Source organism: Aquamicrobium lusatiense, assembly GCF_014201615.1.
In the GTDB taxonomy this organism is placed as follows: domain Bacteria; phylum Pseudomonadota; class Alphaproteobacteria; order Rhizobiales; family Rhizobiaceae; genus Mesorhizobium; species Mesorhizobium lusatiense.
Window position 1 is genome coordinate 1,510,117 of sequence record NZ_JACHEU010000001.1, and the last position, 13,332, is coordinate 1,523,448.

The window sequence follows — 13,332 nt, forward strand, 5'->3', positions numbered from 1 at the left end:
CCCGCAAAACCGGCATCTGAGCCAAATCAATCGCCCTTCTGAGCCAACCCCGTCATTGACCCTTCGCGCCCTTTCGTGTCAAAGCCGGGCCCGATTATGTTGCACTGCCGCAACGGGCCCTTATGTGGAGGTTTGGGAATGTCGGATCGCATCGAGATCGCCGGGCTGCGCATTGCGCGCGTACTGCACGACTTCGTAGCTGACGAAGCACTGGCTGGCAGCGGGATCGATGCTGAGAAATTCTGGACCGGCGTATCGGAGATCGCTCACGATCTGGCCCCCAAGAACCGCCAGCTGCTGCAGAAGCGCGAAGACCTTCAGGCAAAGCTCGACCAGTGGTACCGTGAAAACGGCGCGCCGAACGATCTGGAGGCCTACAAGGCCTATCTGAGCGAGATTGGCTATCTGGTGCCGGAAGGCCCGGATTTCGAAGTCACCACCGCCAATGTCGATCCCGAGATCGCCGAGGTGGCCGGCCCGCAGCTCGTCGTTCCGGTCATGAACGCGCGCTATGCGCTCAACGCCGCCAATGCGCGCTGGGGCTCGCTCTATGATGCGCTTTACGGCACCGATGCGATTTCCGACGCCGATGGTGCGGAAAAGGGCAAGGGCTACAATCCGAAGCGTGGTGCGAAGGTCATCGCATGGGCGCGCGACTTCCTCGACGGAAGCGCGCCGCTGAAGACCGCCTCGTGGGCTGATGCTGGCGCCCTCTCTGTGAAGGACGGCCAGCTGGTGGTCGGCGAGACCGCCCTTGCCGATCCGGCCCAGTTCGCCGGCTATCGCGGCGAGGCGTCTGCGCCTTCGGCGGTTCTGCTCCGCAGGAACGGGCTCCATGTCGAAATCGTCATCGACCGCGACAGCGTGATCGGCAAGGACGACAAGGCTGGCATTTCCGATCTGGTGATCGAAGCCGCACTCACCACCATTCAGGACTGCGAGGATTCGGTCGCCGCTGTCGACGCCGAGGACAAGGTCGTCGTCTATCGCAACTGGCTCGGCCTGATGAACGGCAACCTCGCCGAGGAAATCGTCAAGGATGGCCGCACCTTCACCCGCCGTCTGAATGGCGACCGCAACTACACCGCGCCCGGTGGCGGCGAACTGGTGCTGCCCGGCCGTTCGCTGATGCTGGTTCGCAATGTCGGCCACCTGATGACCAACCCGGCGATCCTGCTGCGCGACGGCTCGGAAATTCCGGAAGGCATCATGGACGCGGCGATCACCGCCCTGATCGCGCTCAATGATGTCGGCCCGAAGGGCCGCCGCGCCAACAGCCGCACCGGCTCCATGTATGTGGTCAAGCCCAAGATGCACGGGCCGGAAGAGGTGGCCTTCGCTGTCGAGATCTTCGACCGCGTCGAGGACCTCGTGGGCATGGCCCGCAACACCATCAAGATGGGCATCATGGACGAGGAACGGCGCACCACCGTGAATCTCAGGGAGTGCATCCGCGCCGCCTCGGCGCGCGTGGCCTTCATCAACACCGGCTTCCTCGACCGTACCGGTGACGAGATCCACACCTCCATGGAAGCCGGCCCGATGATCCGCAAGGGCGACATGAAGCAGGCGGCGTGGATCGGTGCCTATGAGGCATGGAACGTCGACACCGGCCTGCAGTGCGGCCTGTCCGGCCACGCCCAGATCGGCAAGGGCATGTGGGCGATGCCGGACATGATGGCTGCGATGCTGGAGCAGAAGATCGCTCATCCCAAGGCAGGCGCCAACACCGCATGGGTGCCGTCGCCGACCGCCGCCACGCTGCACGCCACCCATTATCATCAGATCGACGTTCATGCCGTGCAGGACACGATCCGCAGCCGTCCGAAGGCGAAGCTGGACGACCTGCTGACGGTTCCGGTTGCCGTGCGTCCGAACTGGACCCCGGAAGACATTCAGCTCGAACTGGACAACAACGCGCAGGGCATCCTCGGCTACGTGGTGCGCTGGATCGACCAGGGCGTCGGCTGCTCCAAGGTGCCGGACATCAACGATGTCGGCCTGATGGAAGACCGCGCGACGCTGCGCATTTCCTCGCAGCACATCGCCAACTGGCTGCATCATGGCGTGTGCAGCGAGGAACAGGTGATGGAGACGCTGAAGCGCATGGCGGCGATCGTCGATCGCCAGAACGAAGGCGATCCGCTCTATCTCCCGATGGCGCCGGACTTCGAAGCCTCCATCGCCTTCAAGGCGGCGTGCGATCTGGTCTTCAGGGGTCGCGAGCAGCCGAGCGGTTACACGGAGCCCCTGCTGCACAAGCGTCGTCTCGAACTGAAGGCGAAGCTGGGGAATGACGCCTGAGCCACGGCTTGTGGCGGGGCTCGTCTTGCGCTAGAGCAATTGCAGTAAAAGTGCGAAGCGCTTTTTGCGTCGGGAATTGCGTCAAAACAAAGGGTTGGCGCAATTCCACGCTTCGGAGAAAAGCGGAAATGCGCTAGCCCCTGCACATCATGATCGTTCTTGCCATCGACTGCTCCGCCGGCCTCTGCGCCTCCTGCGTCTGCGATACCGGTTCGGATAGGGAACTGGGACGCGAGGTTCGTGATCTGGGCAAAGGCCATGCCGAACACCTGATGGCCGTCATCGATGCCGCGCTCGATCGGGCCGGCCGGACTTTTGCTGATCTCGATGCTGTTGCCGTGTCCATAGGCCCCGGCTCCTTCACCGGCATACGCGTCGGCGTGTCGACCGCGCGCGGTCTGGCGCTGGCCCTCGGCATTCCTGCAATCGGCGTGACCACGCTTGAGGCGCTGGCGGCGGAAGCCGCGCAGCAGTTTCCCGGGCGGGCGGTGCTTGCTGCCCTTGATGGCGGCCGCGGCGAAATTCATGCAGCCCTTTACGATGCGCAGTTGCAGCCCCTGTCTGGCCCGGCGGTGATGTCGGCGGAGGCGGCTGCGCGTCTTGGCGGACAGGTCAACGCCGTTCTGGCCGGAGCCGCAGCGGCACAACTCTCCGATACGGCGGATCAGGTCTTCGACAGCGCGGTGCCGGAGCGCACCGCCGACATCGCTGTTTACGCGCGGCTTGCCGCGAACAAGGGGGCGGGTGAAAAGCCGCGCCCGCTTTATCTGCGTGACGCCGATGCCAGGCCACAGGCCGGCTTCGTGCTGCCGCGCAGCGGTTCATGACGGCGAAAGCAATTCCAGCAAAAGTGCGTAGCGGTTTTGCGTTCGGAATTGCGTCAAAACAAAAGGTTGGAGCGTTTCTGCGATTCAGGGAAAAGCAGAAATGCTCTGGGGGGCCGGGAGGAGAGACTTCGCATGCGCATACCCTTTCTGTCATCGCTGCGCCGGGAATATGCGTTGCAGCCCCTGTCGCCGGAAGAAAGCGGAGCTGCCGCCGCTCTTCACCGCGAAGGTTTCAGCCGCCCATGGACGGATGAGGAATTTATTTCGCTTCTGGGACAGGACACCGTGTTCGGGTTTGCCGCACGCGCCGTGGGGCGGGGCAGGGGCGATCCGGTCGGCTTCGTGCTGGCCCGGCTTGCCGCAGGCGAGGCCGAGATCCTGACCATCGTGGTGGCGCGCGCGCACCGCCGCTACGGCCTCGGCTGGCAGCTCATGGATGCGGTGCTGCGCGAGCTTCACGCCCGCCGCGCCGAAGCGCTGTTCCTCGAGGTGGACGAGACCAATCCTGCCGCCGTCGGGCTCTATCGCCGCCTCGGCTTTCTGGAAGTCGGCAAGCGGCCAAACTATTACCAGACGCCCGTTCAGGCACCGACCAGCGCGCTCGTCATGCGCCGCGATCTGCGCCGATGAAGCGGGTGCCGTTCACATGATCGCAAGGATCAGGATCGTGCTCGCGCTGATCTTCGTCGGCATGGCGACGCTGGTTTTGGTGCCTTTGCAACTGGTTGCCATGAAGACGGGGCTGTGGCGGGAAACCGTCATCCTGAGGCTATGGCACCGCGTCGTCCTGCGCGGACTGGGAATACGTGTGCATGTGACCGGCCAGCCGGCAGCGCAGCGCCCGCTGCTCATCGTCGCCAATCATATTTCATGGACGGACATTCCGGTTCTGGGTGCGATTACGGATGTTCGCTTCATCGCCAAGGCCGATATGCAGACATGGCCGCTGGTCGGCTTTCTGTCGAGCCTGCAGCGCACCGTCTATATCGAGCGCGAACGGCGGCGCAAGTCCGGCGATCAGGCCGGCGAGATCGCGCTTCGGCTGGTCAATGGCGAGGCCATGGTGCTGTTCGCCGAAGGCACCACCAGCGACGGCAACATGATGCTGCCCTTCAAGAGCACGTTGTTTGGCGCCGCCACCATGGCGGTCGCCGAAGGTGCAGCAAAGGAAGTCGCCATCCAGCCGGTGGCCATTGCCTACACGCGCCTGCACGGCATGCCGCTCGGCCGCCGCTTCCGGCCTCTGGCAAGCTGGATCGGCGATCAGGATCTCGCCTCGCATGCCCGCGACCTCATAGCCAGCGGCGCGATGGATGTGGAAGTGCGTTTTGGCGAGCCGGTGATCTTCGCCGCCGGCGACAACCGCAAGCAGGCGGCGCGCATCGTGGAGGAGAGGGTGCGCGCGCAGTTTGCCGCGGCCCTGCGCGAGCCGGAAGGGTCGCGCCCAAAGCCATAGATTCAGCTGGGTTTTGCTGGTAGAAGCCCGCCGATGGAACAGACGACAACGCTCCCGACCGAAAAGGGCACGCCGAAGAAGGTCTTCGTCAAGACCTATGGCTGCCAGATGAATGTCTACGATTCGCAGCGCATGACCGATGCGCTGGCCGCCGATGGCTATGTGGCGACCGAAGTGATCGAAGACGCCGATCTGGTGCTGCTCAACACCTGCCATATTCGCGAGAAGGCAGCGGAAAAGGTCTATTCCGAACTCGGCCGCATTCGTGAAATGAAGGCCGAGCGCGAGATCAATGGCGGCGAACTGGTCATCGGCGTCACCGGCTGCGTGGCGCAGGCCGAAGGCAGCGAAATTTTACGCCGCTCGCCGGCCGTCGATCTGGTCGTCGGCCCGCAGACCTATCATCGCCTGCCGGATGTGCTGGCAAAGGTCCGCAACGGCGAGAAGGTCGTTGAGACGGAATACGCCATCGAGGACAAGTTCGCGCATCTGCCGAAGCTGCAACGCGCGGCGGTGGCGAAACGTGGCGTCACCGCCTTCCTCACCGTGCAGGAAGGCTGCGACAAGTTCTGCACCTTCTGCGTGGTGCCCTACACGCGCGGCTCGGAAGTCTCGCGCCCGGTTTCCCAGATCGTGGCGGAAGCCGAGCGGCTGGCCGATGCCGGCGTTCGCGAGGTGACGCTGCTGGGCCAGAACGTCAACGCCTGGCATGGCGAAGGGCCGGATGGTTCCGAATGGGGCCTTGGCCGCCTGCTGTTCCGGCTGGCGGAAATTCCGGGCCTTGCGCGCCTGCGCTACACCACCAGCCATCCGCGCGACATGGACGACGACCTGATCGCCGCCCACCGCGATCTCGGCGCGCTGATGCCCTATCTGCACCTGCCGGTGCAATCGGGTTCGGACCGCATCCTCAAGGCGATGAACCGCCGCCACACTGGTGCCGACTATCTGCGCCTGATCGAGCGCATTCGTTCGGCACGTTCCGACATAGCCATGTCGGGCGATTTCATCGTCGGGTTCCCTGGCGAGACGGAAGCCGATTTCGAGGACACGCTGAAGATGGTGCGCGAGGTTTCCTATGCCTCGGCCTTCTCGTTCAAATATTCGCCGCGCCCCGGCACGCCGGGTGCGGAGATGGGAGGCCATGTCGACGAGCCGGTCAAGGACGAGCGCTTGCGGCGGCTTCAGGCGCTGCTCAATGAACAGCAGCAGGCGTTCACCACTTCGATGATTGGCCGCACCATGTCGACGCTGATCGAGAAACCTGGCCGCCAGCCGGGACAGAAGGTGGGTCGCTCTCCGTGGCTGCAGCCCGTTATTGTTGATGAAAAGGTCGCCGAAATCGGTGACATTATTGACGTGCGAATCACGAAGACTGGCTTCAACAGCCTGTTCGCCGACCCGGTCTGATCGCGGATGACCCGTATGATCCGGCCCCGGCAGATCTGGAGAGACGGTTGAGCGCAACCGACCTGACGAATACGAGCCCCGATGCCACGTCCGGTAACGGCCCATCTTCCAGCGCCCCGTCAGGGGCTTCAGATATGGCCCACATCGTACTCACCTTCGACAACAACAAGCTGGCCGGCGCCCTGTATGGCCAGTTTGACGAGAATCTGGCGCGGCTGGAGCAGAAGCTCGGCGTCGATATCCGCTCCCGCGGCAACCAGCTGACGATCCGTGGTTCAGCGGTGGCGGCCGAGCAGGCGCGCCGCGCGCTCGACAGTCTCTACGAGATTCTCCAGAAGGGCGCCGACATCGGCCAGTCGGATGTCGATGGCGCCGTGCGCATGGCCGTGGCGGCCGACGACCAGCTGGTGCTGCCCACCATGGAGCGCAAGGGCAAGATGTCGGCCGCGCAGATTTCCACCCGCAAGAAAACCATTTATGCCCGCTCACTCAATCAGGACGCCTATATGCGGGCGCTGGAGCGGTCGGAGCTGGTCTTCGGCGTCGGCCCTGCCGGCACGGGCAAGACCTATCTGGCGGTGGCGCATGCCGCCATGCTGCTCGAGCGCGGCATGGTCGAGCGCATCATCCTGTCGCGGCCTGCGGTGGAAGCGGGCGAGCGTCTCGGCTTCCTGCCGGGCGACATGAAGGAGAAGGTCGATCCCTATCTGCGGCCCCTCTACGATGCGCTCTACGACATGATGCCGGGCGACAAGGTGGAGCGGGCGATTGGTGCGGGCGTCATCGAGATCGCGCCGCTCGCCTTCATGCGCGGGCGCACGCTCTCGCATGCCGCTGTCATCCTTGATGAGGCGCAGAACACCACCTCCATGCAGATGAAGATGTTCCTGACGCGTCTCGGCGAGAATTCGCGCATGATCGTCACCGGCGATCCGACGCAGATCGACCTGCCGCCCAATACGAAATCGGGCCTTGTGGAGGCGCTGCGCGTGCTGGATGGCGTTTCGGGTGTCGTCACCGTGCGCTTCAACGATGTCGACGTGGTTCGCCATCCGCTGGTGGCCGAAATCGTCAGGGCCTATGACCGCGACGGCAAGGTTTCGCGCGGTCTCGGCGTGGAAGGCTGACGCGCTGCGATGCCCATGAAAGATCGCAATCCGGCGGCGTCCGCGCCGCTTCCCGTGGATATAGACCTTTTGCTGGAGGCAGGCGACTGGCCGCCTGAGAGCGAGCTTCTGGGGCTCGTGGAACGTTCCGTCGGCGCTGTTGTCGACGAATTGCAGCCGGGATGGACGGGGCAGAGCGAACTCAGCGTCGTCTTCTGTGATGATGCCCGCATTCAGGAACTCAATGCCCAGTGGCGGGGTAAGGACAAGCCGACGAACGTGCTGTCATTCCCCGCATTTGAGCCGGAAGAAGATGTCCAGCCGCCGATGCTTGGTGATATCGTGATGGCGGCCGAGACGGTTCTTCGCGAAGCGGAGCTGGAAAACAAGCCGCTTGAGAACCATATCTGTCATCTTCTGGTGCACGGATTGCTGCATCTTCTCGGATACGATCACGAGAGTGATGAAGAGGCCGAGGAAATGGAAGCTCTGGAGCGACGGGTTCTGGCAAGGCTTGCCATTCCCGATCCCTATGCGTAATTACGTTTTTGAGAAACTGACCGGACGACGATGAACGACACGCCAAATACTGCCCGGCAAAATGATGCAGGCAGCGCTCGGGACCTGCCCGAGAATCCGGACGAGGACCCCAGTCCGAGTACCGTAACCGGCAGCCAGCCGCATGAGGCCACGCCTGCCGGACCCGGGCTTGTCCAGAAGTTCAAGGCCCTGTTCAGGCCGCGCAACGGCACGAACCTGCGCGAAGAGATCGTCGACGCCCTTGCCGAGACCGGTGTCGATGGCGAGGCGTTTTCGCCCGGCGAAAGGGCGATGCTCAACAACATATTGCGGCTGCGCGAGGTTCGCGTCGAGGACGTCATGGTGCCGCGCGCCGATATCGAGGCGGTCGAGCTTGGCACCACGCTGGCGGATCTGATGACCGTGTTCGAGCAGTCCGGCCACTCGCGCATGCCGGTCTATTGCGAGACGCTGGACGATCCGCGCGGCATGGTCCACATCCGCGATCTGCTCGGCCACATCACGCGCCTTGCCCGAGGCAAGAAGCGCCGCACGACTCGCAAGACCACCCCGACCGGTGCTCAGCTCGACCTCTCACAGGTCGATCTTTCCCGCACCATCGGCGAACTCAACCTCATGCGCCCGGTGCTGTTCGTGCCACCGTCCATGCTGGCTTCCGACCTGATGGGCCGCATGCAGGCAGCGCGCATCCAGATGGCTCTGGTCATCGACGAATATGGCGGCACCGACGGTCTGGCCTCGCTGGAGGACATCGTCGAGATGGTTGTCGGCGACATCGAGGACGAGCACGACGACGAGGAAGCGCTGATCACCAAGGCGGGCGACGGCGTGTTCATTGTCGACGGCAAGGCCGAGATCGAGGACGTGCAGGCCATGATCGGCGAGGACTTCGCGCCCGGCGAGCATGGCGAATCCGTCGATACGATCGGCGGCATGATCTTCAACACGCTTGGCCGTGTGCCGGCGCGTGGCGAGGTCGTTCAGGCCGTTCCCGGCTTCGAGTTCCATGTGCTGGACGCCGATCCGCGCCGCATCAAGCGCGTGCGGATCGTGCAGCTGTCCAAGGGCGAACGCCGCAAGCGCGTAATTAGGGCTGAGCAGGCCTGATCGGGCGAACTGCGGCGGGTTTCTGTACAACTGTAGCGTTTGGCCTGCGGACTCGCGCCTGCTAGGTTGATCTGTGATTCGCGTTGATCGGAAGGTCTCATGCAACGCCTTGCCGGCCGGATAGTGCTGCTTTGGGGATGGCGGCGGGCGCTGGTCGCCTTTCTCGCCGGTATGTTTGCCGTTCTGGGGCAGGCCCCTTATGACTTTCCGGCAGCCTGCTTCATTTCCTTTCCCATTCTGGTCTGGCTGCTCGACGGCACCACCGGCGACGCCACCGTCAGTCGCATCGGGCGCCTGAAACCTGCCTTTGCGGTGGGCTGGTGGTTCGGCTTCGGCTATTTCCTCGGCGGACTGTGGTGGATCGGCACGGCCCTGCTGGTCGAGGCCGAGAGCTTTGCCTGGGCGCTTCCTTTCGCCATGATCGGCATTCCGCTGCTGCTCGCCTTCTTCTACGGGCTGGCGGCGGCAATCGCCCGCGCGATGTGGGGCAGCGGCATCGGCCGGATCGCCGCCCTTGCCGCAGGCTTTGCGATCGCCGAGTGGCTGCGCGGTTTTCTCTTTACCGGCTTTCCGTGGAACGCCATCGGCTATTCTGCCATGCCGGTGCCGATGCTGATGCAGAGCGTTTCGGTGATCGGCATGGACGGCATCAACGCGCTGGCCGTATTCGTCTTCGCGCTGCCAGCGCTTCTGGTGGACAAATCAGGCCGGCGCCTGGGGGCGGCGCTGTTCGTGCTTCTGCTGATCTCACATGCGGGGTTCGGTTATTATCGGCTTACCAAGCCGGTTGCCGAAGCGTCTGAATATCTTCAGGTGCGCATCGTCCAGCCGAATGTCGACCTTTCTGAAAAATGGGACAAGGAAGTCCGGGATCGCATCTTCGCGTCGCTGATCGAATTGTCGGCGCGGCCGCCGGCACAAGGGCAGGCGCGGCCGCAGCTTATCATCTGGCCTGAGACGGCCGTGCCCTTCCTGTTCACCGACCGCCCCGACGCTCTGACCACGCTGGGCGAGGTCTTGCAGGAGGGCCAGTTGCTGGTGGCTGGCATAGTGCGCGAAGAAGCGGCGTCGGGGCCGGGAACCCGCACCCGCTATTACAATTCTGTCGTTGCGATCGACGACAAGGGCGAAATCGTCGATGCGGTCGACAAGGTGCATCTGGTTCCGTTCGGCGAGTACATCCCCTTCGCCGATCTCTTCGCTTCGATCGGCATCGAGCAGCTCGTCGCCGGGCCGATGAACTTTGATGCCGGCAACCAGCGCAGGGATATTTCCCTGCCGGATGGCGTCAAAGCCTCGCCCTTCATCTGCTACGAGGTGATTTTCCCCGGGCTGGTGGCCGCCGATTCTGCTTCCGCGGATATCATGATCAATGTCACCAACGACGCGTGGTTCGGCAACACGCCGGGCCCTTATCAGCATTTCCGGCAAGCCCAGCTGCGTGCCGTCGAGACCGGACGGCCGCTGTTGCGGGCCGCCAATACAGGCATTTCCGGAGTTGTCGGACAAAGTGGCATCGTCGTCGACGGGCTGGCGATCGGCACTCAGGGAATAATCGATTCTCGCATTCCCATTTACCTTGCGGAAACCATAACTGAGCGCCAGCGTCGCATAAATGGCATAATTCTGGTGATGCTTCTTGTGATCGGTGCCTTTGTCGTGAATGTAAGGCAGAGCCTACGAACGAATTGACTCGTCATATATTAGAATTTCATATTCTATTGAGATCGCTTTTTTGTGTTAGGTTCACGGACCCATTCGAGCCATGTGCGGGCCGAAAAAGTAAGGCGTTTAAATAACGAGATGCCGGAGGAATTCGGCGAGGAACGAATGGCGGATCAGAGCAAAAAGAAGCCTAACCCGATCGATGCGCATGTAGGCGCCCGCATACGAATGCGCCGTAACATGCTGGGCATGAGCCAGGAGAAGCTTGGCGAGAGTCTGGGGATTACCTTTCAGCAGATTCAGAAATATGAGAAAGGCACCAACCGTGTGGGCGCAAGCCGCCTGCAGGCGATCGCGTCGATCATGGAAGTGCCGCCGGCGTTTTTTTTCGAGAACGCGCCGACTGATGAGCTGACTGCGGGCGAGGGTTTCGCCGAAGAAGCTTCCACTACGCTGGTGATGGATTTCTTCTCCAGTGCGGAAGGCATTCAACTCAACCGGGCCTTCAGCCGCATCGAGGATCCGAAGGTACGTCGCAAGATTGTTGAACTGATCAAAGCTCTTTCTCCCGACGATACCGACAAATAAGTGCTGCCGTTCGCAGCCTGAGAGAAAGTCCTTCCCCGAGGGCATTCCCATAGCTTGACGACTCGCGCGCCACCCCGCTAACACGTTGCGCGCCATATCGACGCAACGCCGGGCACGGAGCTTCGGCATTTCCAGAGGGGACATCCCGTGAGCCGTCAGAACTATCTCTTCACTTCGGAATCCGTGTCCGAAGGCCATCCCGACAAAGTCTGTGACCGCATTTCCGATGAAATCGTCGATCTCGTTTATCGCGAGGCGAAGAAAAGCGGCATGGACCCCTGGAAAGTGCGCGTGGCGTGCGAGACGCTGGCCACCACCAACCGCGTGGTGATCGCAGGTGAAGTACGCGTGCCTGAAACGCTGCTGAAGAAGGACAAGGACGGCAAGATCCTCGAGGACGCTTCGGGTCACGCCGTCATCAACCCCTCGAAGATCCGCGCTGCCGCCCGCAAGGCGATCAGGGCGATCGGCTACGAGCAGGACGGCTTTCACTGGAAGACGGCGAAAATCGACGTGCTGCTGCACGGCCAGTCGCCGGATATCGGTCAGGGCGTCGACAATGCCGCCGACCGTCAGGGCGAGGAAGGTGCTGGCGATCAGGGCATCATGTTCGGTTACGCCTGCCGCGAGACGCCGGACCTGATGCCGGCGCCGATCTACTACAGCCACAAGATCCTTGAGCTGCTGGCTGCCGCCCGCCACAAGGGCGAGGGCGACGTCGGCAAGCTTGGTCCCGACGCCAAGAGCCAGGTGACCGTCCGCTACGAGAACGGCAAGGCTACGGAGGTCACCCAGATCGTTCTTTCGACCCAGCATCTCGACGAAAGCTGGGATTCGAAGAAGGTTCGTCAGGTCGTGGAACCCTATATCCGCGAGGCGCTGGGCGACCTGAAGATCGCCGCCGACTGCAACTGGTACATCAACCCGACCGGCAAGTTCGTCATCGGCGGGCCTGACGGCGATGCCGGCCTTACCGGCCGCAAGATCATCGTGGACACCTATGGCGGCGCCGCGCCCCATGGCGGCGGCGCATTCTCGGGCAAGGACACTACCAAGGTCGACCGTTCGGCTGCTTATGCCGCGCGCTACCTTGCCAAGAACGTCGTTGCCGCCAAGCTTGCCGAGCGCTGCACCATCCAGCTTTCCTACGCCATCGGCGTCGCCCAGCCGCTGTCGGTCTATGTCGACCTGCACGGTACCGGGAAGGTCGAGGAATCGGTTCTGGAAGAGGCGTTGCGCAAGGTCATGGACCTGTCGCCGAGCGGCATCCGTCGTCATCTCGACCTCAACAAGCCGATCTACGCCAGGACCTCGGCCTATGGCCATTTCGGCCGTAAGGCCGGCCGCGACGGGTCGTTCTCCTGGGAAAAGACCGATCTGGTGAAGGCACTCCGGGACGCGGTTTCCGCCTGAAAGGGCCTGAAGGGGATAGTCGAAGCCGTGTCTGCCGAAGCGACCAGACCCAGCCGCACAAGCGAGGCGTTCTTCGGCCGGCGCAAGGGCAAGCCCCTGCGCTCCGGCCAGACGGATGCCCTCGCCTCCGGGCTCGAAACGATGGGGCTGGATTTGTCCCGCCCCGCGCCTCAGGACCTGCGCCAGCTTTTCACCGCGCAGGTTGAGCATGTGCGGCTTGAAATCGGCTTCGGGGGCGGCGAGCATCTCCTGCACGAGACGGCGACCCACCCCGATGCCGGCTTCGTCGGGGTGGAGCCCTTCGTCAACGGCATGGCCAAGATGACGGCGGCGCTGGAGCGCCAGCCGCTGGACAATATCAGGCTTTTCAACGAGGACGCCACGCTGCTGCTCGACTGGCTGCCTGCGGCGTCGCTCGACGGGATCGATCTGTTCTATCCCGATCCGTGGCCGAAGAAGCGGCACTGGAAGCGCCGTTTCGTCAATGCTGCCAATCTCGATCGCTTCGCGCGGGTGCTGAAGCCGGGCGGACGTTTTCGCTTCGCTTCCGACATCGATACCTATGTGAACTGGACGCTGCTGCATTGCCGCGCGCATTCTGCTTTTGAGTGGAAGGCCAGCGAGGCGGCTGAGTGGCACACGCCCTATGAGGGCTGGCCGGGCACCCGCTATGAGGCGAAGGCCCTGCGTGAGGGCCGAACGCCCGCCTATCTGACCTTTCTGCGCGCCTGAAATCCTTTCCGTCCGCCTGCATCTTGGACCTTAGGATGAGGGCGCTTGCGCCCTTCTGCATCTGATGCCAACTTGTCGGTCGAGGCTCAGCGATGAGCCGGCCGGCACGGGAGCCGGCAGATGACAGCCTGCCATGAGGCAGGCTCCAAGGGAGGAAATCCAGTGAAGCAGTTCGTGTGGGCAT

At 63.0% G+C, this 13,332-nt stretch carries 12 protein-coding genes; all 12 read left to right on the plus strand.

Features of this window, described 5'->3' with window-relative positions:
- The first annotated feature begins 138 nt into the window (after positions 1-138).
- The 12 genes from HNR59_RS07225 to trmB all read left to right on the plus strand — a co-directional run bounded on the left by HNR59_RS07225 (position 139) and on the right by trmB (position 13,148).
- Positions 139-2,304, plus strand: a complete 2,166-nt coding sequence (locus HNR59_RS07225; RefSeq protein ID WP_183827941.1) for a malate synthase G — start codon at positions 139-141, stop codon at positions 2,302-2,304.
- A 149-nt stretch (positions 2,305-2,453) separates the two neighbouring features.
- Positions 2,454-3,131: a tRNA (adenosine(37)-N6)-threonylcarbamoyltransferase complex dimerization subunit type 1 TsaB gene (gene tsaB, locus HNR59_RS07230; protein ID WP_183827944.1), complete on the plus strand. Its 678-nt coding sequence runs from the start codon at positions 2,454-2,456 to the stop codon at positions 3,129-3,131.
- A 132-nt stretch (positions 3,132-3,263) separates the two neighbouring features.
- Positions 3,264-3,761 (plus strand): GNAT family N-acetyltransferase, encoded by a 498-nt coding sequence (locus HNR59_RS07235; protein ID WP_183827946.1) that lies wholly within the window; start codon positions 3,264-3,266, stop codon positions 3,759-3,761.
- A 16-nt stretch (positions 3,762-3,777) separates the two neighbouring features.
- A complete protein-coding gene (olsA, locus tag HNR59_RS07240) occupies positions 3,778-4,587 on the plus strand; it encodes a lyso-ornithine lipid O-acyltransferase (RefSeq protein ID WP_183827949.1) in 810 nt (269 codons plus the stop codon).
- 33 nt (positions 4,588-4,620) lie between these two features.
- Positions 4,621-5,997 (plus strand): tRNA (N6-isopentenyl adenosine(37)-C2)-methylthiotransferase MiaB, encoded by a 1,377-nt coding sequence (miaB, locus tag HNR59_RS07245; protein ID WP_183827952.1) that lies wholly within the window; start codon positions 4,621-4,623, stop codon positions 5,995-5,997.
- A 134-nt stretch (positions 5,998-6,131) separates the two neighbouring features.
- Positions 6,132-7,124: a PhoH family protein gene (locus tag HNR59_RS07250; RefSeq protein ID WP_183827955.1), complete on the plus strand. Its 993-nt coding sequence runs from the start codon at positions 6,132-6,134 to the stop codon at positions 7,122-7,124.
- Between the two features lie 15 nt (positions 7,125-7,139).
- Complete coding sequence (ybeY, locus tag HNR59_RS07255) at positions 7,140-7,643, plus strand: rRNA maturation RNase YbeY (RefSeq protein ID WP_246374633.1); 504 nt, start codon at positions 7,140-7,142, stop codon at positions 7,641-7,643.
- Positions 7,644-7,673: 30 nt separating this feature from the next.
- Positions 7,674-8,750 (plus strand): hemolysin family protein, encoded by a 1,077-nt coding sequence (locus HNR59_RS07260; protein WP_183827961.1) that lies wholly within the window; start codon positions 7,674-7,676, stop codon positions 8,748-8,750.
- Positions 8,751-8,849: 99 nt separating this feature from the next.
- The gene (gene lnt / locus HNR59_RS07265; RefSeq protein WP_183827964.1) at positions 8,850-10,442 is read left to right on the plus strand and encodes an apolipoprotein N-acyltransferase; all 1,593 of its coding nucleotides are present in this window, start codon (positions 8,850-8,852) and stop codon (positions 10,440-10,442) included.
- 138 nt (positions 10,443-10,580) lie between these two features.
- Entirely contained in the window at positions 10,581-11,003 is a 423-nt protein-coding gene (locus tag HNR59_RS07270; protein ID WP_183827967.1) for a helix-turn-helix domain-containing protein, read from the plus strand.
- Positions 11,004-11,150: 147 nt separating this feature from the next.
- The gene (gene metK, locus HNR59_RS07275; protein WP_183827970.1) at positions 11,151-12,416 is read left to right on the plus strand and encodes a methionine adenosyltransferase; all 1,266 of its coding nucleotides are present in this window, start codon (positions 11,151-11,153) and stop codon (positions 12,414-12,416) included.
- 27 nt (positions 12,417-12,443) lie between these two features.
- Entirely contained in the window at positions 12,444-13,148 is a 705-nt protein-coding gene (gene trmB / locus HNR59_RS07280; protein WP_343060722.1) for a tRNA (guanosine(46)-N7)-methyltransferase TrmB, read from the plus strand.
- Positions 13,149-13,332 lie beyond the last annotated feature (184 nt).